Origin of the sequence: Paenibacillus sp. FSL R5-0486, from assembly GCF_037975155.1 — a bacterium.
Lineage (GTDB): Bacteria > Bacillota > Bacilli > Paenibacillales > Paenibacillaceae > Paenibacillus > Paenibacillus amylolyticus.
The window spans coordinates 1654839-1676568 of the sequence record NZ_CP150237.1; the positions used below are offsets into that span (position 1 = coordinate 1654839).

The 21730-nt window shown below is 46.4% G+C and carries 25 protein-coding genes, 1 tRNA gene and 1 riboswitch; of the genes, 21 read left to right on the forward strand and 5 right to left on the reverse strand.

Annotation, left to right across the window (positions count from 1 at the left end):
- Nucleotides 1–10: 10 nt before the first annotated feature.
- Genes urtC through urtE form a run of 3 tightly spaced genes read left to right on the forward strand, consistent with a single transcriptional unit; the run spans nucleotide 11 to nucleotide 2547 of the window.
- Complete coding sequence (gene urtC / locus MKY01_RS07275; protein WP_076319163.1) at nucleotides 11–1102, forward strand: urea ABC transporter permease subunit UrtC; 1092 nt, start codon at nucleotides 11–13, stop codon at nucleotides 1100–1102.
- The gene (gene urtD, locus MKY01_RS07280; protein WP_127544206.1) at nucleotides 1065–1874 is read left to right on the forward strand and encodes an urea ABC transporter ATP-binding protein UrtD; all 810 of its coding nucleotides are present in this window, start codon (nucleotides 1065–1067) and stop codon (nucleotides 1872–1874) included. The genes urtC and urtD overlap by 38 nt, the downstream gene beginning before the upstream one ends.
- Entirely contained in the window at nucleotides 1852–2547 is a 696-nt protein-coding gene (gene urtE / locus MKY01_RS07285) for an urea ABC transporter ATP-binding subunit UrtE (protein WP_282319049.1), read from the forward strand. Before urtD ends, urtE begins: the two co-directional genes overlap by 23 nt.
- 30 nt (nucleotides 2548–2577) lie before the next feature.
- On the opposite strand, the gene MKY01_RS07290 is transcribed toward urtE, so the two are convergent.
- From MKY01_RS07290 to MKY01_RS07300, 3 genes are all read right to left on the reverse strand, one after another.
- Nucleotides 2578–3213, reverse strand: coding sequence for a hypothetical protein (locus MKY01_RS07290; protein WP_253506406.1), 636 nt, complete (start codon nucleotides 3211–3213; stop codon nucleotides 2578–2580).
- A 27-nt stretch (nucleotides 3214–3240) separates the two neighbouring features.
- Nucleotides 3241–3444, reverse strand: a complete 204-nt coding sequence (locus tag MKY01_RS07295) for a hypothetical protein (RefSeq protein WP_017690011.1) — start codon at nucleotides 3442–3444, stop codon at nucleotides 3241–3243.
- Between the two features lie 266 nt (nucleotides 3445–3710).
- Nucleotides 3711–4412, reverse strand: coding sequence for an urease accessory UreF family protein (locus MKY01_RS07300; protein ID WP_162158974.1), 702 nt, complete (start codon nucleotides 4410–4412; stop codon nucleotides 3711–3713).
- Nucleotides 4413–4856: 444 nt separating this feature from the next.
- Between MKY01_RS07300 and MKY01_RS07305 the strand changes: the two genes are divergently transcribed.
- Nucleotides 4857–4939 (forward strand) — tRNA-Leu (locus MKY01_RS07305).
- 149 nt (nucleotides 4940–5088) lie between these two features.
- Here MKY01_RS07305 and MKY01_RS07310 read toward each other — a convergent pair.
- On the reverse strand, nucleotides 5089–5568 hold the full coding sequence (locus MKY01_RS07310) for a glutathione peroxidase (RefSeq protein WP_036610823.1): 480 nt from the start codon (nucleotides 5566–5568) through the stop codon (nucleotides 5089–5091).
- 371 nt (nucleotides 5569–5939) lie between these two features.
- A riboswitch (cyclic di-AMP (ydaO/yuaA leader) is annotated at nucleotides 5940–6115 on the forward strand.
- A gap of 115 nt (nucleotides 6116–6230) precedes the next feature.
- On the opposite strand from MKY01_RS07310, the gene MKY01_RS07315 reads away from it, so the two are divergent.
- Nucleotides 6231–6629, forward strand: coding sequence for a hypothetical protein (locus tag MKY01_RS07315; RefSeq protein ID WP_235193755.1), 399 nt, complete (start codon nucleotides 6231–6233; stop codon nucleotides 6627–6629).
- Between the two features lie 127 nt (nucleotides 6630–6756).
- Entirely contained in the window at nucleotides 6757–7440 is a 684-nt protein-coding gene (locus MKY01_RS07320; RefSeq protein ID WP_339286032.1) for an HAD family hydrolase, read from the forward strand.
- A gap of 104 nt (nucleotides 7441–7544) precedes the next feature.
- Here MKY01_RS07320 and MKY01_RS07325 read toward each other — a convergent pair whose 3' ends face one another.
- On the reverse strand, nucleotides 7545–8840 hold the full coding sequence (locus MKY01_RS07325) for an Nramp family divalent metal transporter (RefSeq protein WP_036611122.1): 1296 nt from the start codon (nucleotides 8838–8840) through the stop codon (nucleotides 7545–7547).
- A gap of 400 nt (nucleotides 8841–9240) precedes the next feature.
- On the opposite strand from MKY01_RS07325, the gene MKY01_RS07330 reads away from it, so the two are divergent.
- The 15 genes from MKY01_RS07330 (at nucleotide 9241) to MKY01_RS07400 (ending at nucleotide 21665) form a co-directional block, all read left to right on the forward strand.
- Nucleotides 9241–9660: an organic hydroperoxide resistance protein gene (locus MKY01_RS07330; protein WP_036610819.1), complete on the forward strand. Its 420-nt coding sequence runs from the start codon at nucleotides 9241–9243 to the stop codon at nucleotides 9658–9660.
- Nucleotides 9661–9870: 210 nt separating this feature from the next.
- Entirely contained in the window at nucleotides 9871–10116 is a 246-nt protein-coding gene (locus MKY01_RS07335) for a zinc ribbon domain-containing protein (protein ID WP_036610816.1), read from the forward strand.
- 99 nt (nucleotides 10117–10215) lie between these two features.
- On the forward strand, nucleotides 10216–10494 hold the full coding sequence (locus tag MKY01_RS07340; protein ID WP_036610814.1) for a hypothetical protein: 279 nt from the start codon (nucleotides 10216–10218) through the stop codon (nucleotides 10492–10494).
- Nucleotides 10495–10681: 187 nt separating this feature from the next.
- Nucleotides 10682–11104: a thiol-disulfide oxidoreductase DCC family protein gene (locus tag MKY01_RS07345; protein ID WP_036610812.1), complete on the forward strand. Its 423-nt coding sequence runs from the start codon at nucleotides 10682–10684 to the stop codon at nucleotides 11102–11104.
- A gap of 99 nt (nucleotides 11105–11203) precedes the next feature.
- The gene (locus MKY01_RS07350; RefSeq protein WP_339286033.1) at nucleotides 11204–12067 is read left to right on the forward strand and encodes a DUF6612 family protein; all 864 of its coding nucleotides are present in this window, start codon (nucleotides 11204–11206) and stop codon (nucleotides 12065–12067) included.
- Nucleotides 12068–12277: 210 nt separating this feature from the next.
- Nucleotides 12278–12661: a VOC family protein gene (locus MKY01_RS07355; RefSeq protein ID WP_047842030.1), complete on the forward strand. Its 384-nt coding sequence runs from the start codon at nucleotides 12278–12280 to the stop codon at nucleotides 12659–12661.
- 161 nt (nucleotides 12662–12822) lie between these two features.
- On the forward strand, nucleotides 12823–14040 hold the full coding sequence (locus tag MKY01_RS07360) for a ParA family protein (RefSeq protein ID WP_339286034.1): 1218 nt from the start codon (nucleotides 12823–12825) through the stop codon (nucleotides 14038–14040).
- Nucleotides 14037–15341 carry an ATPase, T2SS/T4P/T4SS family gene (locus tag MKY01_RS07365; protein ID WP_339287112.1) on the forward strand — a complete coding sequence of 435 codons (1305 nt, stop codon included), beginning with the start codon at nucleotides 14037–14039 and terminating at the stop codon, nucleotides 15339–15341. The genes MKY01_RS07360 and MKY01_RS07365 overlap by 4 nt, the downstream gene beginning before the upstream one ends.
- A 40-nt stretch (nucleotides 15342–15381) precedes the next feature.
- Nucleotides 15382–16125, forward strand: coding sequence for a type II secretion system F family protein (locus MKY01_RS07370; RefSeq protein WP_051153986.1), 744 nt, complete (start codon nucleotides 15382–15384; stop codon nucleotides 16123–16125).
- Nucleotides 16126–16137: 12 nt separating this feature from the next.
- Nucleotides 16138–17007, forward strand: coding sequence for a type II secretion system F family protein (locus MKY01_RS07375; protein ID WP_339286035.1), 870 nt, complete (start codon nucleotides 16138–16140; stop codon nucleotides 17005–17007).
- An 11-nt stretch (nucleotides 17008–17018) separates the two neighbouring features.
- The gene (locus MKY01_RS07380) at nucleotides 17019–17210 is read left to right on the forward strand and encodes a Flp1 family type IVb pilin (protein WP_282319039.1); all 192 of its coding nucleotides are present in this window, start codon (nucleotides 17019–17021) and stop codon (nucleotides 17208–17210) included.
- A complete protein-coding gene (locus MKY01_RS07385; RefSeq protein WP_339286036.1) occupies nucleotides 17191–17868 on the forward strand; it encodes a TadE/TadG family type IV pilus assembly protein in 678 nt (225 codons plus the stop codon). The genes MKY01_RS07380 and MKY01_RS07385 overlap by 20 nt, the downstream gene beginning before the upstream one ends.
- A complete protein-coding gene (locus MKY01_RS07390; protein WP_339286037.1) occupies nucleotides 17849–20077 on the forward strand; it encodes a hypothetical protein in 2229 nt (742 codons plus the stop codon). The genes MKY01_RS07385 and MKY01_RS07390 overlap by 20 nt, the downstream gene beginning before the upstream one ends.
- Nucleotides 20078–20106: 29 nt before the next feature.
- The gene (locus MKY01_RS07395) at nucleotides 20107–21138 is read left to right on the forward strand and encodes a pilus assembly protein (RefSeq protein WP_339286039.1); all 1032 of its coding nucleotides are present in this window, start codon (nucleotides 20107–20109) and stop codon (nucleotides 21136–21138) included.
- Nucleotides 21139–21149: 11 nt separating this feature from the next.
- Nucleotides 21150–21665: an A24 family peptidase gene (locus MKY01_RS07400; protein WP_339287114.1), complete on the forward strand. Its 516-nt coding sequence runs from the start codon at nucleotides 21150–21152 to the stop codon at nucleotides 21663–21665.
- Nucleotides 21666–21730: the final 65 nt, after the last annotated feature.

Consider the following 21730-nt stretch of genomic DNA (forward strand, 5'->3'; position numbering starts at 1 on the left):
GGGTTAGTTCATGTCGGCATTACTCAAGACTGGCAGTCTGAAAATGAGAATCATCTGGGCGGTTGTACTGATCATGATGTGTCTTGCTCCACTAATCTCCACGGAGTTTCGTCTGAGTCTGTTAGCCAAGTTTTTGGCGCTGGCAATCCTGGCCATCGGTCTCGATCTGATCTGGGGATATGGGGGTGTGCTAAGTCTTGGGCATGGGGTGTTCTTTGGTCTGGGTGGGTACGCGATGGCGATGTATCTGAAGCTTCAGGCTAGTGGAGCAACGCTTCCTGACTTCATGGGATGGAGTGGTCTCAGTGGTCTGCCGTGGTTCTGGGAACCATTTCGCTCTTTCCCGGTGGCGCTGTTATTGGGGATAGCCCTTCCGGCATTGCTTGCCTTTGCTCTGGGGTGGTTTACGTTCCGCAACCGGATCACCGGTGTTTATTTTACCATCCTGACTCAAGCTTTGGTTCTTATTATGGTAACACTCTTTGTTGGTAAACAGGAATGGACGGGTGGGACAAATGGCATCACCGGATATAATTCGATCTTTGGTTTTACACTTCATTCCGCTGGAACGACGATTGCTCTCTACTATATAACGCTTGCTGTTCTGGTGATTGCGTATGTGCTCTGTCGTCGAATGGTGAACAGTCGGTTCGGCCAAGTGCTCGAAGCTGCGCGTGATGGAGAGAATCGGGTGCGATTCCTCGGATATGATCCGGCAGGCTATAAAACGCTGGCTTTTGCTTTTTCCGGTGCGCTTGCAGGCATCGCGGGCATGTTGTTTGTTCTTCAGGTGGGTATTATCTCGCCATCGATGATGGGGATTGTACCCTCCATTGAGATGGTCCTGTGGGTTGCATTGGGTGGTCGCGGTACGCTTATTGGAGCGGTCATCGGAGCGGTGGTGCTGAATGCAGCCAAAACAGGCATAAGTGAGGCTTACCCTGAAGGGTGGCTGTTTGTCATTGGTGGGCTTTTTGTAACGGTAGTTTTGTTCATGCCAAACGGTATTGTAGGTGTATATCGTCATGTCGTTCGCTTGCTGAAGCGGAGAGGAGAGAGTGCGCATGTCCAAGTCACTCGGGAAAAACCTAAAGTCTACTGAGGAATCAGCGGTGTTGTTAGCCGAGGATATTACGGTGGCTTTTGGTGGGTTCGTTGCTGTCAAAGGCATGAATCTGAAGCTGCATGAACATGACCTGCATTTTCTGATCGGACCCAATGGTGCAGGGAAAACAACGATGCTGGATGTGATATGTGGCAAAACAAAACCCGTGTCCGGCTCGGTGAAGATGGCGGATGGCACAGAATTAACACGACTGAAGGAGCACCAGATTGTTCGCAAAGGTGTGGGACGAAAATTCCAGGCGCCATCGATCTTTGCAGGTCTGACGGTGCAGGAGAATCTGACGCTGGCGGCGGAGACTCGCCGTTCCCCTTTGCAAGCCATCGGTATTCGTCGATATGGGAAAATGAGTGCTGCCATGGAGCATGTTACCCTCCAGATTGGTCTGCAAGACCGCGTTGATGCTCGTGCAGGAGCGTTATCACATGGGGAGAAGCAGTGGCTGGAGATTGGCATGTTGCTTCTGCAGGAGCCACGGGTGTTGTTGCTGGACGAACCAGCCGCAGGCATGACGGATGAAGAAACACACAAGACCGGGCGACTTCTGCAAGAGATTGCGCGTGAGCGCTCGGTTGTGGTGGTGGAGCATGATATGGAGTTTGTGCGAGAGTTCGCAGCCAAGGTAACGGTGATGCATGAAGGGAAACTGCTGAAGGAAGGTACGATGGCGGAGGTACAGGCAGACCCGAAAGTGGCAGAAGTGTATCTGGGCAAAAGGAGGGATGACCATGCTGTCGTTGCAACGAATTGAATCCGGCTACGGGGAAAGCAATGTGCTTCGTGGTGTGAACCTGGATGTACAGCCCGGACAGGTGGTGTGTCTGATGGGCCGTAACGGTGTGGGGAAAACAACGTTGATGAAAACATTAATGGGGCTGCTCAAATCACGTAAGGGTAGTATTCAGTGGCAAAATCAGGAGTTATCCACCTTGGACACAGCCAAGCGGGCAAGGGCAGGGATTGGTTATGTACCGCAGGGGCGGGAGATTTTCCCGCAACTTACGGTGAAAGAAAACTTATTGCTCGGTCTGGAGACAAGTGCACCGGGAGTAAAAACGTTCCCGGAGGATGTACTGGCGATGTTCCCAGTGCTTGCTACGATGTATGGACGGCAGGGCGGGGATCTGAGTGGTGGACAGCAGCAGCAGTTGGCATTCGCCCGGGCATTGGCTTCGCGTCCAGGGTTGTTGCTACTGGATGAGCCGACAGAAGGCATCCAGCCTTCTATCGTGGAGGACATTCGGCAGGTAATTTTGCAGCTCAAGGCAAAGGGGAACCTCTCGGTTTTGCTGGTAGAGCAGAGTATTGATTTTGTGCGAAGTGCCGCAGATTACATTTATATCATGGACAAAGGAATCATAACCCTGCATGGGACACCGCAAGAGTTGGATATGTCGCAGTTTGAACATCATCTCTCCGTATAGTTGTAGTTAGTCGGCGAGTGGAGAAAGGTTTCAGGAACGCTTGTCCAGGATATTCGAGTATTTCGGATATAACCGCCGGATGCATTCCGGACAGATGTCATGGGTGAATTCGGCGTGGGTATGCTTCTCCAGATAACTCTCAACGGAGTTCCAGTGTTCCTCTTCGTCCTTGATTTGTTTGCAGACGGCGCAAATAGGCAGCAGTCCGCGCAATGTGCGCACTTCAGACAATGCCTTCTTCAATTGGTGTTCTGTCTTTCTTTGTTCGGTAATATCCATGTGTGCAATTAAAGCGAGATCGGTATCCAGAATTGAATTTGCATAAGATAGAGGGGTGAGTTCTACACGAAACCACCTCTTTTCGTTGTATACAGTATACACGCAGATGTCATATGTATGATTTCGATTAAAGGGTATTCCGCGTTCTTTCAAATTCTGTGCGACAAGTGCCATGTTAGCGTTCTTGCCTCGTTTTGCCCAGGCTTCCGTCAGATGCAGGTAATGTCTATGACTACTGTGTATATCCGGGTTTGGTGAGCATTGACCAAGTCCCTGTTGCCAGGCACGGTTACAACTTTGGATAATCCAATTGTCATCAACGATGATGAGCTGGTGACGTATGGACTGGAACGACAGCCTCTCCAGATCGGATGTAACATGTCTCATGGATGAGACCCTCCTTTGGCAGAAATCTTATCTCAGTTCATCTGGAATATCCAAAATATCAGCGACCAGGTGCCTGAATCGGGTTGCTTTGCGTGTGCCATGAATAAGATTGGATAAACGATAGGGTGGGATGCCATGCTGTTCACAAAAGGTCTTCTGGTCCACTTGAAGTTCGGTTAGCCGTCGTTTGATGGCCCATCCGAACGGAGTAACTGGTTTTTTCTTGTTCAAAAGGGTTCACCCCTGGTTAGAATGTAGTATTCAGCCGCCCTTTCTTCATGTAGAATATATAGAAATGCGAGCTGTATGTTTTATTATATACGTAAATTCGTCATCTAACAATTAAAAAAGACGGAAAAAAGTGTATTTTGTGATTATAAATGGCGTAAATACGTAAATAAAACAAATAAAATGACAAAAAACACGTCGGCAAGGAGGTTGCCGCGTGTTTTTTAGTTTTTTTGAATGAAGGGGAGCAGGCATGAGGAGGAAGAGGATTAGGCCCTGTAGGCATGAAGTCCAGCTCCGAGCATATGGAAACTGGGGAAAAACGATTTCATGGACATTGAGGTTGGCTGTGCCAGTCCATCCGCAGCCGAGGCGCTGACGGTCTTCCATTCATTCTCCAGATCTGTGGCCAGGCGGACCATCAGATCCTTGGTTGTATCGTTGTTCAGGGGAATGACTTTGGAGGCTTCGGTTATGCAGGCATTCATGGCTGAATGCAGGTAACCAAGGACCGCCTCTTCGACCGGGATGTCGAGGTGGTGGTTAATCCAGGCATGAACAGTAGAGAGGCAGCCAACCGAATCGTATTTGGCAAAGATCTGTTCGAGCTGGCTGAATTCAATCCAGGGGTGCAGAGCTCGTGCAAGTCTGATCAATCGTTTACCCATGGCGGCAGCTTGTTCTCTGAGATCTCCAGGGGTTCGCTGAACATGGACAAGCTTGTCGATAAGAGCTATCCGCCATGTATCCTTGTGATCTGCTGCAGTATAGATACCTTTGATGGCCATACCTTCAAGACGAACGATGCTCGGATGCAACTGACAACGCATGAATGATTCGAGATCTTCAGCATTACGAATGGTACCCTCCCTGATATGGATATCCATGCCGAAGGAATGGGTGAACCCTCCAACCTGAATAGAGGAATCAAGCAGTTTGACATAATCGAGCAGCTTATTCCCACGGTTCACAATCATTCGCCTCCTGTGTTCGTTAAATGTCACTTAAAGTGACATTTATATTCCTTTTTGTTTGCTTTATGTTTAAAAATCCGAATTATATGATAGTTATCATCCCATAAATGTCCGCTTTTTGTCAATAGTATCCGTGAAAATTAATGGATTAAATCTGGAATTTAATATTTGTGTTATTTTATATAACTTATTGTGTTATTTATGTGGTGAAGTTCATGGAGGACTATATATAAGGAAGGACTATATATAAATGAATCAAAAAGATCGGCTCTTACCGAAAAAGAGGGGATCAAATCTAATCATATGCAGTTCATGGGTAAAGATGACGAGATTATGCGATTTTTGATGAAAATGCCTAGCTGAAAAAGAAGTATTAAAAAATACTTTACTTTTAGTTCTGAACCCGGTATAATCAATTCTGTTGCCGATTATTTACGACATGCGGTCGTGGTGGAATGGCAGACACGCTATCTTGAGGGGGTAGTGGGCGTATGCCCGTGGAGGTTCGAGTCCTCTCGACCGCATCATATGAACGATTAAAAAGAAGCTTTCCATTAATGGGAAGCTTCTTTTTTTGTCTTTTTCGAACAGTATGACATCAAAGTTGAGAAAAAAAGGCCACCCATTACCGGGGCAATGCTGCTCTACCTTCCGGCTACGGGTGGCCTGTGTATTATTTTTGAAGTAAGTTCTTGATATCTTCTTCAATCTTGTCCGGTGTTGTTTTGGGAGCATAACGTTTAATGACCTGTCCGTTCTGATCCACGAGGAATTTGGTAAAATTCCATTTGATTGCTTTGGAGCCGAGCAGGCCAGGAGCCTCTGTGCTAAGGTGTTGGAAAAGAGGGTGAGCGCTTGAGCCGTTCACATCAATTTTCTCAAACATGGGGAAACTCACGCCATAATTCATCTGACAGAACTCGGCAATATCGTCGGAAGATCCTTTTTCCTGTGCAAACTGGTTGCTTGGGAAACCAAGAACTTCAAATGGAGCATCTTGAAACTTGTCTTGCAATTCTTGCAGACCTTTGAATTGAGGGGTAAGGCCGCATGAGCTTGCCGTATTCACAATCAGGAGCACTTTGTCACGGTAGTCGGACATTTCAACTTCTTGACCGCGAAGGGTATTCACTTTGTAATCGTAGACTGTCATCTAAATCGCCTCCATTTATTTACTCTTATATCTTCTATTATATTGGTTGCAATTAAATATTGCAAAACTAATATGGTGTTAAAAGCATCAAAACAGGCAAGTTGTGCAGAATACGTGAATGAATTGCGAAGTGATTTACGCCAGAGTGAGAATTAGATAGCCTTGAAGAGATGGATAGAGTATAACCTTATTGTAAGCGTTATTATGAACGAGTATTGGCAAAAATCTGCCGATTCGGTGATCTGTAAGGACTTTACACCGTCATGGCGGGGGTGTATGATTCATAACGTAATTTCAATTTAAACTAAATTGTACTTGAAAAACGAAACAAACGATAATATCGCTCGATCTTACCTTAAGATATACGAACGATGTTTTAATCGCTGAGTTTCCATTCATTAATGAATGGGAAACGGGGGAACCAACGGAATGCGCTGTCCAGGACAGTGGGCATTCATGGGGTGAATTTTCCGGTGACAGCCGGAAATAGGGCGACTCTCGCGCCCGAATCCGTCAGCTAACCTCGTAAGCGTTAAAGGGAGAGGCAACAAGCCGTACGCTGGTTCATGGTGTTTTCGCCATGGGTTATTTAAGAAGCGTTCGGGAGGCCTTGGTCCCCCACGCTTCTTTTTTGTTGTCTTTTCACGCCAAGGGAGGAACGAATGATGGATACTGAGATGATCTTAGTGACTGCTCCAAATGAAGCAGGACGCAAATTTATCAAATTGCTGATGTACAAAAAAATGCCGTTTGCCGTTCTAACCAACAGTGCAGGGGAAGAGCGCAGACTCCGTAGAATCGGAGTAGAACATGTCATTCGCATGAATACGGCTGCAGCTCAAAAATGGTTTTTGCCGCAGGGCAGCGTAGGCAACGTGTTTATTTTCGAGAACAGCCTGAATCTGACCTGTCGTTATTTACAGATCTGCCGTTCATGGACATCGAAATCCCTGTGCGTCATTACGGAGCAGAGTCATCCTAAGGGCATCTATCGGGGCATGGGCGCAGACCGGATTGTATATTCGCTCAATGGGGAAGTTGGCTTTCTCCTCAATGGTTAATGCCATAGCTTGTGATTGCTCAGGTGTAAGGTGCCTGTTATAATTGAATGTATCGATAAACGGAAGTTTGAGGAGACTCATGCAGGATGGTGAGTCTTCTTTTTTATGCTTACAAGGAGGAATTGGCGTGCCGGATGTAGGTGGATTGAAATGGTTGTTTTTTGATGTTGGAGATACGCTGGTGGATGAATGGGAGCCGGTTGATGATATTATCGGACAGTTTGTCCGTGAAGCTTGTGCTTTGGGGTATCCGGTGACAATTGAGGCGGTACGCGAACTGTTCGCGAACTGTTACCGAAAATATGAGCAATGGCCTATGAGAGTGGCAATTCGCACATTTGTTGAAGACGAGGGGCATCAAAAACAGATTCAGGACAAGCTGAAGTTTCAAAAAGATCTTGAACGTCCTTTTCCTTCAGCAGATTTTGTTCTTCAGCAGTTGTCACGGCATTATCGCATTGGCATTATTGCCAATCAGAGTCCTGGAACGGAAGAGAGACTGGAGAGTTACGGCTTGCGGAAGTATGTTGATGTTCTGGCATGTTCAGCTGAAGAAGGAGTGTCCAAGCCAGACCCTGAGTTATACGCTGTGGCCTTGAAGCAGGCCGGTTGTGAACCGGAGGAAGCCGTCATGATCGGAGATCGGATCGATAACGACATTATACCTGCTCGGAATCTGGGCATGCGTACGATTCGAATTATGCAGGGTTACGGAAGATTACAGCCAGAACTATCGGATGACAACCGTGCGGATTGGACTGTTGATTCATTGGATCAACTCCTGCCGTTACTGATGCCAAATCAGGATTAGATTCAGATGGTTGTTTATTGGATTGCAACAATAAAGGCTGATCAACTGGGTATAAAATACCGGAGTTGATCAGCCTTTTTAGTATTTAGCCAATTAAAATGAGATTAGAACAACCGGATCGTCTGAATGATCAGATATACATTCAGCACAACGATAATCGCGGCAATGACCCATGAGATGATTTTGAGCCACAATTTGTTGGCGAATGCACCCATGCTTTTTTTATCACTTGTGAACATCACCAGGGGAATTACAGCAAAGGGCAATTGAAGCGACAGCACGACCTGACTCAAAATGAGCAGTTCTTCTGTGCCATGTTCTCCTGCAATGGCTGTCACAATTACCGCCGGGATGATGGCGATCAGACGTGTGACCAGTCTGCGCAGCCAAGCCGGAATTCGAATGTTCAGGAAACCTTCCATAACGATCTGTCCAGCGAGTGTACCTGTAAGGGTAGAGTTCTGACCTGATGCTAACAGCGCCACACCGAACAAGATACTTGCAACCGTAGTACCCAATAGAGGTGTCAGCAGATGATAGGCATCTGCGATCTCGGCAACCTGCGTCATACCAGCACTGTGAAATACAGCGGCAGATACAATCAGGATGGCTGCATTGATGAACAGGGCCAGTGTCAGCGCAATCGTAGAATCCATGGTCGAGTACCGAATGGCTTCTTTTTTGCCCTGTGGTGTCTGTTCGATCTGACGGGTCTGCACAATGGAAGAATGCAGGTACAGATTATGCGGCATCACGGTTGCTCCGATAATACCAATGGCAATATAGAGCATGGCCGGGTTTTGCAGAATCTCAACATTTGGTACAAAACCATGGAGCACACCGCCCATATCCGGTTTCGCCAGAAACAGGTCAATACCGAAGCAGAGGGCGATGGTTGCCATCAGCACAATGACGAGAGTTTCCAAAGCGCGGAAGCCTTTGTTTTGCAGAACAAGAATCAGGAGTACATCAACTGCGGTGATGATAACGCCGTATAACATGGGGATGTTAAATAACAGTTTTAATGCGATGGCAGAACCAATGACTTCAGCCAGATCGGTAGCTGCAATGGCAAGCTCACACAGAATCCATAACATCATAACAACAGGCATGCTGAATCGTTCACGACAGGCTTGAGCCAGATCCCGTCCAGTGACGATACCGAGCTTGCCAGCCAGCGACTGAAGGACAACGGCCATCAGGTTCGATAACAGGATAACGGATAACAAGGTATACCCGAACTGCGAGCCGCCTGCGATATCTGTTGCCCAGTTCCCCGGATCCATGTAACCTACGGCAACAAGGTATCCTGGGCCTACAAAGGCGAGGAATTTCTTCCACCATGCAGCATTCTGCGGAACTTTCATGGAACTATGTGCTTCTCCAAGGGAAGGGGTCATGCCCGCAGTAGACAATGATTCTCTTGAAGGAGCGTTGAACGGATTTTTTTTACTCATACGATAATCACCTGACTTTGAATTATTGATTTGGAGATATTGATGCGGTACAAACCGCTCATGATATATCTAAATTTTTATGTTTATTGTTACATTGTACTCCTTCAATTATTTTTGTCTAGTGCAACTTTTATGTATCAGCACAAAATTTCGGTTGTAGCTTGAATATGCCCCTTCGTATATTACCCAACCTTAGGGAAAATACAGCCATGGCATTGAAATGCATGAAAATAATAAAGTTGTAAAAGCTGATAAAGATACAAAATTGCGTTTCAAAATGAGCCGGAAGTTTAAATTGAAAGGAAGGCAGTAAAAAACTATATGGATAAGGGAGAGATTCTGAATGGAAGCTTTATATACAGCAGTAGCGACAGTTAAAGGTGGACGTACAGGTTCGGTGACTTCTTCGGATGGCGTGCTTAAGCATGATCTGAAAATGCCAAAAGAGCTTGGTGGCTCCGGTGGTGAAGGTACTAACCCTGAGCAACTTTTTGCCGCTGGATATGGAGCATGTTATGAAAGTGCCCTTGCCAATGTAGCACGCAAAGCAGGTGTGAAATTGGAGGATGTGGTCGTTACAAGTAACGTATCCATTGGTAAAGACCCTGCGGATGACGGTTTCCAGCTGTCTGTTCGTCTGGACGTTAGCATGCCTGGTGTAGATCACAGTCAAGCAGAGGAACTGGCCCGCAAGGCGCATGATTTCTGTCCATATTCCAAAGCAACACGCGGCAACATTGATGTTGTATTAAACGTAGTTTAAGATTTGACTCCTGGTAAGTAAAGGGAACATATAGAGCAGGGTATCCCAGATACCTGATGTTCGACTACAAAGCCCTGCTGGCAATCGGCAGGGTTTTGTGTTGATTATCATATAAGGACATGATGCAGGAGATTAGATGCCAGATCGCGTACTATTTTACATAATTGCACTCTCACTTCATGCTACACATTCCATAAAGGGGGAACGAAGATGAGTATTGAAGAGATGATCGAGCGGCGATTTGTGTGCACAAAATGCAGGGGTACGGATTGTAACATTAAGGAAGTTTCCATGTCAGGAGCAGGCCTGAGTAAGATGTTTGATATACAGCATAATCACTACTTGTTCGTGGCTTGTGCTTCCTGCGGGTATGTTGAAGTATTTGATCCGGATGTCTTGAAAGGGAAAAAACAGGGACAGGTAGGGACGATTCTGGATATTCTGTTTGGCGGGTAGACATGCGCGAGTTGACATTGATCTGAATTTTCTTTAATATAACTTAGTACTGAGTAGTGTCATTGCATGAACCAAATTTGAATTAAACAGGTGATATCCATGTCTTATAGACCGCGTATTGCAGATTTAGAATTAGCTTATGGTAACAAGGAAGACGGATTGTATGAATTCAAAATGAATTTGGTAGACGGTACAAAATGCCGTGTATTCTACACCCGTTCCCCGGAATGGAAGATGACCAATATCAGCCGTCTGCAGAAAACCCCTTGTCCAGTATGTCGCAAAGATTTCATTTGCAAATGTATGGACCAGTGGGCAAGTGACCTGCATCAACAGATGATCGATGACCAATGGATGGAAAAGGCAGTTACGGAGTAATTGTCGGACAGATACGAGCGTGGGCACAATGCCTGCGCTCTTTTTCTTTTATTTCCCATTAATGCGTGTTCAAAAAGAGCGGTGTTCATTCTTTTTGAACTACCTCTAGAAATAAATTTAGAATTAGTGAACAAGATGGCCCAGATTGGGTAAGTTACTCTAACCGCAACAATAGGAGGCAGCCAATATGACAGCAAATCAAACAGATGTGCATCAGGGACATCCGATCGTACTGGTGGATGGTGTCTGTCACTTCTGCCAGGGCTTAACCAAATGGATTATCAAGCGTGACCCGGAAGGAAAATATCATTTTGCATCGCTTCAATCGGATGTAGCCAAGGAACTGCTGGCGAAGGGAAATTTGTCGACAGACAGTATGGACACCTTTGTTCTGATTGAAAATGGAAAATACTATACACGTTCAACCGCCGCACTGCGATTGGCTAAGGGTCTAAAGTTTCCTTATCCGTTGTTATATGTGTTCATCATCATACCGAAATTTATTCGTAATGCAGTCTATAACTGGGTTGCTCGCAACCGTTATCGCTGGTTTGGTAAGGATGAAGCGTGTATGTTGCCTACACCGGAGATCAAAGATCGATTTCTGTGAAAAAGTCTCGTGCGACACATTGTATCCAAATTTGATGATTAATAGCGGAAATAATTGGGTAATGACTACAGATCATATCTATTTTGGGAGGAAAACAACTTGAAGAAGTGGACTACATTAATTATCGGGGCATTATTAGCAGTAAGCTTGGCAGCATGCGGAAACGACACAGACAACACGGCAACGCCGCCAGCGACCAACAATGAAACATCTAATGAGGGTAATACACCTGCGGAGCAGGAAACAAAGATCCCTACCCTGGATGAGTTGATTACCAAAACGAATGCAGCAACCAAAGAAATGAAAAGCTTCACAACTGAAGCAAACATTGATCAGAATCTGAAACTGGATGCTGGTGAACAGTCACAGGATCAACAGGTTAAAACATCGCTCAAAATGGATATCATCAAAGATCCAATGATGATCTACCAAGAGATGAAATTGGAAATGTCTGGGCAGGAAGCGCAGAATGTAAAGCAATACATCACTTCAGATATGATCTATTCACAAGTGGGAGAACAATGGGTTAAAATTCCTGAAGCTCAAACCAAAGAATTGGTGGAGCAGATGAAAGCAAGCATGAATCCCGAAGGTGAATTGGAGCAATTCAAAAAGATTGAAGAAGATACTGAAGTGACCGAAGAAGGCGACAATTATGTGATTAACGCTGACGTATCCGGTGATAACGTAAAGGAACTGGCCAAAGCCGTGATGGAGCAAAACGGATCGAATGCCCAGACCCAAGCGATGCTTGAACAAATGAATATTACAAGCATGAAGATGAAATATATGATTAACAAGGAAACCTATCTGCCTGCAGGTACGGATGTAAACATGGTCATGGAGATGGAACAGAATGGACAGAAAATGACGATGGACATGAAGATGAACAGTACATTTTCTAACCACGATCAAGTGGAAGAGATCAAGATTCCACAAGAAGCATTGGATAGCGCTAAATAATTTGGTTATGCCAAATGTGCTGAAGATGATTTAATGCGGTAAGCAAGCATCAATGTATGCCGTTTGCAGAGCACCTCTGAACTAGATCTGTGTGAGCCGAGAGGTTTACCGGATTAGAATCAGGGGTGTTTTTCTGTTTAGCGGAGATTATGGTCAGGGTTCAAGGTGTTATAGTATAGTCATATTGAAGTAGAGAGGGGGATATAAAAGATGATTGAATATGCACACATCCACCATGTTAGTCTGGCTGTACGTGATCTGGAAATCGCGAAGAAGTTCTACTCGGGGTTACTAGGCATGCAGGAGATTGAACGTCCAGCCTTCCGCTCCACGGGTACATGGTACGCTATCGGCAGCCAGCAGCTTCATCTGCTTCAGCACCCGGAGGGTCACACGTTACGTGAGGCTGGGATTGATACTACAGACGGCCACTTTGCGATCTGGGTCACCAGTTATTCAGGGACTATAGCCTGGCTGGAGCAGCAGGGAATTGAGTATGAAGCGAGACCTGACAGTGTGGCTGGATTCGCGCAGATTTTTGTGCTTGATCCGGACCGTAACATTATTGAGTTCGATTCACCGTATAACTCTTAAGGGAAAAAGGGTTAGAATAAATCCCTTGCTCCCCCAGAAATTGTATGCTATATTATCCATACATTCATAGCACGTGACGGAAGCACCGTCCATATACTGCATACTTATGCGGTTATTGGACGGTGCTTTTTTGTGCTTTTTGACAGGGAGGGAAGGAAAAATTGATTGTACTGAAGGTTGTTCTGGTTTCAAAGGATAGAGATTACATTAGCGCCTGGCTTGATTATGTACAGGGAAATTCATCTGGTCTTCATGTGCGTTTCACGGCATTCTCCCAAGAGGATTCGTTCAGGGATCACATGAAAGAGCAAGAAGGTCGAGAATTACCGGATCTGGTTATTGCGGAACCGGAGTTTCTGAATGACTGGCTGAATAACGGGGGAGAAGTATCAGGTGTACCTTGGCTAATGCTTAGTGAAGGGATGGAAGAGGTGGATGAGGCCAAGCGGCTGATGAAATATCAACCCTTGCCTGCTTTGCTGGATGCTGTGATGCATGCTTGCCGGCAGCCGCGCCGTAAGAAGGTTCACCATCCAGGGCAAGAGACTCTCTCCATCGGTGTAGTATCCGCTTCGGGTGGAAGTGGCAAAACGGCAGTGGCCCTGCATATGGCGAAGCAATTGGGACTTGCAGGTTATGCTGTTCTCTATCTGAATCTGGAGACGCTGGACAGTACGCTCCCGTTTCTGGAAAAGGGACTAACTAGAAGTGGGCAGCGTCACCCGGATGCGGAGACGGGATTGTCCCGCCTGTTATACGATCTGAAGGTGGGCAGGAAGGAAAACGGTAAGCAGTTACAGGTACAATCGAAGGGCGTAGATGGATATGTGGTCCGGCATGAAGCGTTGAAATCCGATGTGTTCTGGCCATTATCGAATCGGAAAGAACTGTTGCAAATGACTCGTGAGGATACGTCGAATCTGCTTCGTTATTTAACGGATTGTGGACAGTATGACGTGTTGATTCTGGATGGGGATTCCGGTTGGGATGGGCGCAGTGAAGGGGTGTTGGATACTGCAGATGCATTTGTCTGGCTGGTTGAGGATGATATATCTGCCATGTATCGTTGGGGACAATGGTTACAGCATGCTGAGCGTACGAAGCCAGATTTGTATGAAAGTATGCTCGAGCGTTCACGCTTTGTGGTTAACAAATATCGGGACAATGTCGTCAATGTACTTCCACGCCCTGATCTGCATCTGGATGCAGTGTTGCCCTATATTCCTTCTTGGAAGCAACTCAGTCAGGAGGAAGTCATGCTTAGTTCTCCGATCTTCCAACGTGAAGTGAAGAGATTATGTGCCATGCTGGTACAAGATGGCGAAGAAGAATTGAAGCAGACGGGACGAATTCAGAAGCAGGATCGGTGGGCACTATGACGGATTCATCCAATAGAATACTGGAGCGTGAAGAACAGTTTCAGATGATGCGCAGGGAAGTCAGGGCTGGCCTCGATTTAACCTCTTCCGCAGGAGATGATGAACTGTGGCAGGGGATAGAACGCAAAGTTCTTACTGACCCGAAGCTGGATGATCTGACCTCAGGAGAGCGTCATACGCTGGTACAGCGATTATTTGACTCCTTTCGTGGATTGGATATTTTGCAGCCACTTGTGGATCATCCCGATATTACGGAGATTATGATCAATAGTCACAAGGAGATTTTTGTGGAGCAGGAAGGTGAAGTCAGCCAGATCACCCTTGAATTTGAGTCCAGGGAACGGCTCGAGGATATTATCCAGATGATTGTGTCTGGGGTAAACCGGATTGTGAATGAGTCTTCTCCAATCGTAGATGCTCGTTTAAAGGATGGTTCGCGGGTCAATATCGTGTTGCCGCCTATTGCCTTGAAAGGCCCCACGATGACGATTCGTAAATTTCCCAGTGAACCGATGAAGATGTCCGATCTGATTGAAAAGGGAGCCCTGCATGAAGAAGCGGCAGAATTATTGCAGCAGTTGGTAAGGAGCAAATACAACATCTTCATTGGAGGCGGGACCGGATCGGGAAAAACGACCTTTCTGAACGCATTATCACAGTTCATCCCTGCCGATGAGCGGATTATTACCATTGAGGATTCGGCTGAGTTACAGATTGTTACGGTACCCAATCTGGTATCGCTGGAAACGCGGAATGCAAACACCGAAGGCAAGGGACAGATATCTATTCGGGATCTGATCAAATCTTCCTTACGGATGCGTCCGAACCGGATTGTGATTGGGGAAGTCAGGGGCGCAGAAGCGCTGGATATGTTACAGGCCATGAACACTGGCCATGATGGATCTTTGTCTACAGGGCACGCGAATACCATCTCGGACATGATCAGTAGACTCGAAACGATGGTGCTTAGCGGTGCGGATCTTCCTATTGCGGTTGTAAGGCAGCAGATTAGTTCAGCAATCGATATTTTTGTACATCTGTCCCGGCTACGAGACCGCTCACGGCGGGTGACAGAGATCAGTGAAGTGATTGGCATGCAGGACGGTGAGGTTATGCTGAATCCACTGTTTCGTTTCCAGGAACAAGAAGAGCGTGAAGGCAAAATTATTGGCGGGTTAGTACAGGTTGGAAAGTTGAATCAGGTGGATAAAATTCAGATGGCTGGGCTCGGGGAATGGCTGGATGAATACATAGAACAATATAGTGTTGGAATAGATTCATCAGATAACAACCTGAATTGAAGTTATTGGAAGGTGATTACTGTTGGGTGAAGCCAGACAGATGTTGACGGATTACACCGTATATACGCTTTCCCGGAGACAACGAATGGTCTGTATGCTGATTAGTGGTCTGCTGTTTTTTGGCATCGGAATTCTGTTTTACCATCACTGGTTGGCTGGAGCGATCCTGGCTGCGGGTTGCATATGGGTACCAAAACATTGGACTAAAGTGCTGTTGGAACGAAAAAGAATGACACTCAGTTTACATTTTAAGCAAGCATTATATGCATTATCTTCGGCACTTGCCGCAGGAAAATCGGTGGAAAATGGATTCAAGGAATCCGTAGAGGATCTGCGGATGTTGAACCCGGAAGCGGATACCGATCTGATTCGTGAGTTCACGATATTGCGGACACGGATGGAGTATGGACAACCAATTGAAGAGGCACTACAGGATTTTTCGGATCGGGCGCAGATTGAAGATATTACGAACTTTGCAGATGTGTTCATTACGTGCAAACGAACTGGCGGGGATCTGGTTGAGGTTGTGCGTCGTACCTCTGCGGTGATTGGTGAGAAGCTGGACATTCAGCAGGATATTATGGTCGCGGTATCGCAGAAAAAGTTCGAATCAAAGGTGATGTTTGCCGCTCCATTTATTTTTCTGATATTCCTCAATCTGACCGCCAAGGACTTTATGGAGCCGTTATATAGCGGGATGGGGTACCTCATCTCTAGTGGTGCATTGGCAGTACTGGCCTGCTGTTATCTGTGGGTTACTCGAATTATGGATATCAAAGTATAAGGAGCTGAAACGATGCTGCTTCCCGTTATAGTCGCAGGGATGCTCGGAGCGGGATGGCTGGTGCTGGATCGAACCCGGGGACAGACCTACCGGCATCTGCGCAAGCTGGATATGGAAGGATTACGACTGAAGAAATTGCATGGACCTTTCCTGTTTCTATTGGACAAGTTCGAGATTGGACGCAGATTGCCTGTGCTCATGTTTCGAATGCAACATGCCATTCAGAAAATGTATGGCATACAGCACAGTGGGGAGAAAACGATGCTCTATTGTGCTGAAATGCTGACCTATACGTGGCTCATGTTGCTGATAGGTTGTCTGTTAACACTCGTTGGAGATATGGGCATTGGAGGCATGGTAGGTGGACTTGCGTTGGGTATCTCGTTACCTTTTGCACTCTATAAAGACCTCAATACCAAGGTCCAACGAAGAGATCAGGACATCCTCATGGAGCTGCCCGAGCTATTGAATCGAATTGTTCTGCTGGTAGGCGCTGGGGAGACCGTTCAGCGTGCCATCGTTCACTGTGTGACAAGCCAGGGAGAACGGGATCATCCGCTGTACAACGAACTCAGAAAGACCGTGGGAGATTGGAATAATGGTTACTCATTTCAACAATCATTTGAACAGTTCAGCCGCCGCTGTGGCGTGCAGGAAGTGACGATTTTCACGACGACGGTACTGCTGAATTTCCGGCGTGGGGGAGGTGACTTTGTATTGGCGCTGCGGGATCTGTCACATGTGTTGTGGGAGAAACGCAAGGCTGTTAGTCGGTCGAAGGGAGAACAGGCTTCTTCCAAACTGGTGTTTCCGATGGTACTAATCTTTTTTACGATTGTGGTCATGATCGGGGCACCTGCTTTTATGATGATGAATATGTAGGAGGAATTGGGATGATGGAAGTGTTAAAAAACAAGGTAAGCGCATTTTGGAAAGAAGAGGACGGACTCGGCACGTTGGAGCTGATTCTGATTATCGGGGTTATTATCATTATTGCGCTGTTATTCAGGAAGGAAATTGAACGCATAGTAACGGGTCTTCTTAACAAGGTGGACACAAAAAGTAATGATTTTTTCCCGGGTTAACAGGCTGAAAAAGGAAGAAGGGAGCTTCACCGTTGAAGCCTCCCTGATCTTCCCTGTCGTGCTGTTTATTCTTGTGTTGTTGCTCTTTTTCACCATGTACATGTATCAAAAGACATTTTTGAATCAACACGCCTATGCAGCTTCCGAACGTGCAGCCTATAGCTGGGACAACAGCCACAAGCAGGCGATGACGGGTGAATTTGTCGCTGGAGAGCATGACAATCTGTACTGGAGACTGACGGACGATCGTATGCTTGGCGCACTGTTTGGCTGGGCGGGAGCGGACAATCAGGTTAGCGTTTCTGTACCAGCTGGTGAAGGCGGAAGTCTCTCGGAACAGAAATTAGCACAAGCGGTGCAACATATGCCCTCACCCATGAAAGGAACGATTGAGTATCAGAATTCTCTAATTCAGCGGAAGATAACGACCAAGCTGGACCAGGTAATCTCTCTGCCTCTTCCTTCTTTTTTGTTCGATTCAGGTAACCGTGTTCTCACTCAAGGATCGTCCGCAGTTGTTGAACCGGTTGAATTCATTCGAACGGTCGATCTGGTCCGTTATTACGCAGCCAAGTTTAAAGGAAAAGGCGGAGAAGCCGCGAGTACTGCTGCGGAAGCAGGGCAGGTTGTACAGCATTTTGGCAAAAGCAAAAAGTGAGAAAAGGAGGAGGGCGGAGCTGTTTAGAAAAAAAGACGGTGAGTCGGGGGCAGTAACCCTTTTTTTGATATTAATATTGGCTGGAGTCTATATGTTTGTAGCTATATTTATTGATTACGCTCGTATAGCGGCATTCAAAGTGCAGACCGAACGAATGACACATGCTGCAATGAGATCCGTCATGTCAGCCTATGACACATCACTCCGGGAGTATGGTTTATTCGGGTATGGGGACAGCAGTGGGGATGCAATTATGGCTAAAGTGTTGAATGATAGCGTGAAGCCTTCAGCTGTAAAAGATGGATTTCCCATTCTGGATATCCAGTGGGATACAACTTCGCTGAGCATGGAGCGTGAACTGGGCAGATACGATATATTTAATCGCCAGATTCAGGAGGATATGAAGTATCGGGCTCCGGTTGATTTTAGCCTTGAAGTGATCAATCGGTTCAAACCGATATCAGACGAGATGAAGGAAGCCGCGCACACGGTAGACTTGCTGAAAAAATTACAGAAGTTATATGACAAACGTGAAGAATTACTGGATGAAGCCATTGCTAATCAGACGGAATCCGCGGAGAAACTGAAGAATCTTCCGAAGTTGATCATGGACCCGCCTTCACCGGCCATCTATGAAGAGATGCTGGAAGATACACCAGAGACAGCTGCCGAGGCAGCTGCACGTTATGCAGATTATCTGAACAAGAAACAGGCGGATGAGGGACTGCCGTTCAGAGAGCAACAATACATATTGGAACTGGCTCGTTATCGGACTGGTGTTGGTAATGTGGTGACAGGCATCAGCATGATCATACAGCCCGCGTTACAGGCCCATCAAACGAAGATGGAGGAAGCACAGTCCAAAATCGAAGAAGCACGCAAGATTAATGAGGAAATGAAACGTGTGATCGCGGAGGGGGAGAACCGTTCGCAGAATGCGAGCTATGACAACGTCGGCAACTCGAATTTGCCTGGGACGAGTCCTGCATCTACTGGATCAGGCAGTGAAGCTAAAAGCACACGTTCTCTTGCTTCGGAGCTTGTGAGGGCAGATAGCCTATTTGATCAGTTGAAGGCACGGGTTGTTTCCCAGAATTCGGACTTCTCTAACGTCAGAAGAGACAACATGGAATTGAATACACAGCTTCGCAGTGTCACGGCCATGGGCGGTGTTCCGATTAAACCGGCGGTCAGACAGGCAAGTCAGGTTACGGAACGATATATGGACACCTATGTACGTAGTGGTCCTGCCAATCTCATCCAACAGAGTAAACAGCAGCTGGAGAGTGGTCGTGGGTCGGATGCCCAGCGCAAAGCGAATGACAAAGAATCCAAAGGGAAATTGAAGGAAGTCAAACGAATCTTGTCGCAGATTAAGAATGGAAGTTCGGGTTCCATGGACGCTTTCAAACAGTTGGAGGAATATTACAACGCTAATATTTCTTTTAATGAGGCTAGTCGTGAGGAAGCCCAAAAGACAGAGATTGCGGGTGACCCCTATGACTCTGGTGGCGATGCCATGAAGGGGATGGACAGTTTGTTTGGCGGGATGTCCGGTCTGCTGGACAGTCTTGGCGACGAATTATTTCAGAATGAATATGCTTTAGCCTATTTCAATTCCATGGATTTTGGTCAGTTATTTACCTGGACTGAAGGTGATGGAGATGCTGGTGATGTTTTCAAACTGGAGAATCAGGAACTGGAGTATATCGTCTACGGGTTTCATAATCCTTCGGGTAATATCGCTGCGGCATATGCGGAGATATTTGGGATGCGGCTGGCTATTCGGACGGCAGAAGGGTTAATTGAGCACAGCAAGCTTGGGAACCCACTTCTGGTATTATCGGCGGCAATCTTATACGGGATTACAAACGCCATCGCGGATATGATGAAACTAGCAAAAGAGGGCAGTGTGGAATTGTCCAAGTATATCAAAGTCAAACTGACGTACAGGGACCATCTCCGATTGTTCCTATTGATGCATAGTAACAATGAACGCAAAATGTCCAGAATGCTGGCGCTAATTCGATTGAATACTGGTGTGAATCCAGATGAGAAACAGACGTATGCTTCGGGTAACATGCGTAGTAGCATCAAACTGTGGTTTTTACCAGGGGTGGTTAGAAGCATAGGTGCAGTTATGGGTAGTGAGGATCAGGTTGAAGATGGGCGATTTTTCATTGAGCGGAAGGCGGATTATTCCTATTGAATAATTAGGATCGTTTCGGTGGAGGGATTATGGATAAGCAGCAACATTATGAAAAAGAAAGCGCACAAAAGCAGATTCGTTTAACACGAATAATCAGATTGCAGCGTTTGAAGTCTCTCAAAAAGCAGATATGTTCTCCAAAAAAGGAACAGGGTAGCATGGTTCTGGAAGCTTCACTGGTGTTACCTGTCTTTCTATTCTTTATCATGTTTCTCATCTTCATAGTGCAAATGACTCTAATCTCCACAGCGTTACAGAGCACGGCGGGTGAAGCGGTGAAGCAATTGTCAACGAAAATATATCCCGTATCCCTTGCATTCACACCTTCTGATTCTGCCGGCGGAGAAGGTTCAGGAGGGGGCTGGAAGATACCAGAGTTATCACTGACGGAATGGGCAGAAGGTTATGCTTCTTCTCTACCCGAGCCTTTAAGTGATTGGGTACGTTCAGCGGCCGCCAGTGGTGAACAGCCACTACAGGAGATCAAAACATCCGTCTTGGAAAACGTACTTGATCCCACGGTAAAACCGCTGCTTCAACCTTTTATCGAGCCAACGCTGCTTAATATGGAACGTGTTCATGTGAATGGTATTTCGATACCAGATCTCAAAAACAAAACAAATCCATATTTCCGACTTGAACTGAGTTATGAATTGCCTATAAAAGTCCCCTTTCTCAGTAAACCACTTCGGATTCAGGCTGCTGCGGCAGAACGGGTATGGATTGGAGATACCGGAGAAGGATCAGATGGCAGCGCAGGAGACGGGGATACTGCGGGTTCAGCAACGGTACTGTCGAAGCCTGACCCGGCATACATAGGCAACAATGCAATGATCAAGGTGAAGGTAGAACCAGGAGCGACAGCCAACTTAACGATATTTTACAAGTCAGGTGAAAGTTCTGCGAAGCACATCGGCTGGGCCACTGCAGATGAGAATGGAATTATTGAATGGAACTGGTTTGTTGGTACTCGGACAACAGAAGGAACATGGAGTTTTGTTGTCGAGACAGGGGACGGTGCCAAGACGGAGACTACGTTTACCGTGGCCTCCAGAAAATAAGGAAGGGAATGATGGAGGTGGAGTGGTTTTATATTGCCTGTGGCATATACGTCATTGCAGCTTTTATTACAGATATTCGTTCAATGAAAATTCCAAATCGATTGACTTTACCCGTGACTGTTGCTGGCGTATTGGCCCATATCATATGGGGAGGTTGGGATGGTTTCTTGTTTTCAGCCGCTGGATTTGCAGCAGGTTTTGGCATTTTGTTTCTGATGTATGCGATTGGAGCCGTAGGGGCAGGAGATGTGAAATTGTTTGGTGGGATTGGCGCATGGACGGGACTTGCTTTTGGCATGCATGTCATTATTTACTCCGTTTTGTACGCGGGCGCAATTGGTCTAGTGATACTTCTATTCCGTAAAGATTCAGCGAAGAGAATTCGAGGCATGGCAGGTAGTCTTGCAGGTTTTTTTATGCTCGGTTCGCTCAAGCTGGTAAACAAAGAGAAGACATTGAAGTTTCCGTTTATGCTGGCCGTATTGCCCGGGTTTATCACGGTCCTTGTCTCAGGACTTTTCCCTTAAAAAAAGGAATCGAGAAATTTGAGAATAACAATGGAAAGAGAGGATTGGCATGTATGGACTAACGA

Coding starts and splice junctions, on each gene's coding strand:
- MKY01_RS07355 (WP_047842030.1), top strand. CDS start 12,278: ATGATTGAATATGCACACATCCACCATGTTAGTCTGGCTGTACGTGAT.
- MKY01_RS07375 (WP_339286035.1), top strand. CDS start 16,138: ATGCTGCTTCCCGTTATAGTCGCAGGGATGCTCGGAGCGGGATGGCTG.
- MKY01_RS07400 (WP_339287114.1), top strand. CDS start 21,150: ATGGAGGTGGAGTGGTTTTATATTGCCTGTGGCATATACGTCATTGCA.
- MKY01_RS07315 (WP_235193755.1), top strand. CDS start 6,231: ATGATGGATACTGAGATGATCTTAGTGACTGCTCCAAATGAAGCAGGA.
- MKY01_RS07340 (WP_036610814.1), top strand. CDS start 10,216: ATGTCTTATAGACCGCGTATTGCAGATTTAGAATTAGCTTATGGTAAC.
- MKY01_RS07290 (WP_253506406.1), bottom strand. CDS start 3,213: ATGAGACATGTTACATCCGATCTGGAGAGGCTGTCGTTCCAGTCCATA.
- MKY01_RS07310 (WP_036610823.1), bottom strand. CDS start 5,568: ATGACAGTCTACGATTACAAAGTGAATACCCTTCGCGGTCAAGAAGTT.
- MKY01_RS07395 (WP_339286039.1), top strand. CDS start 20,107: ATGGATAAGCAGCAACATTATGAAAAAGAAAGCGCACAAAAGCAGATT.
- urtC (WP_076319163.1), top strand. CDS start 11: ATGTCGGCATTACTCAAGACTGGCAGTCTGAAAATGAGAATCATCTGG.
- MKY01_RS07345 (WP_036610812.1), top strand. CDS start 10,682: ATGACAGCAAATCAAACAGATGTGCATCAGGGACATCCGATCGTACTG.
- MKY01_RS07325 (WP_036611122.1), bottom strand. CDS start 8,840: ATGACCCCTTCCCTTGGAGAAGCACATAGTTCCATGAAAGTTCCGCAG.
- MKY01_RS07335 (WP_036610816.1), top strand. CDS start 9,871: ATGAGTATTGAAGAGATGATCGAGCGGCGATTTGTGTGCACAAAATGC.
- MKY01_RS07330 (WP_036610819.1), top strand. CDS start 9,241: ATGGAAGCTTTATATACAGCAGTAGCGACAGTTAAAGGTGGACGTACA.
- MKY01_RS07385 (WP_339286036.1), top strand. CDS start 17,191: ATGATTTTTTCCCGGGTTAACAGGCTGAAAAAGGAAGAAGGGAGCTTC.
- urtD (WP_127544206.1), top strand. CDS start 1,065: ATGTCCAAGTCACTCGGGAAAAACCTAAAGTCTACTGAGGAATCAGCG.
- urtE (WP_282319049.1), top strand. CDS start 1,852: ATGCTGTCGTTGCAACGAATTGAATCCGGCTACGGGGAAAGCAATGTG.
- MKY01_RS07380 (WP_282319039.1), top strand. CDS start 17,019: ATGATGGAAGTGTTAAAAAACAAGGTAAGCGCATTTTGGAAAGAAGAG.
- MKY01_RS07370 (WP_051153986.1), top strand. CDS start 15,382: ATGTTGACGGATTACACCGTATATACGCTTTCCCGGAGACAACGAATG.
- MKY01_RS07365 (WP_339287112.1), top strand. CDS start 14,037: ATGACGGATTCATCCAATAGAATACTGGAGCGTGAAGAACAGTTTCAG.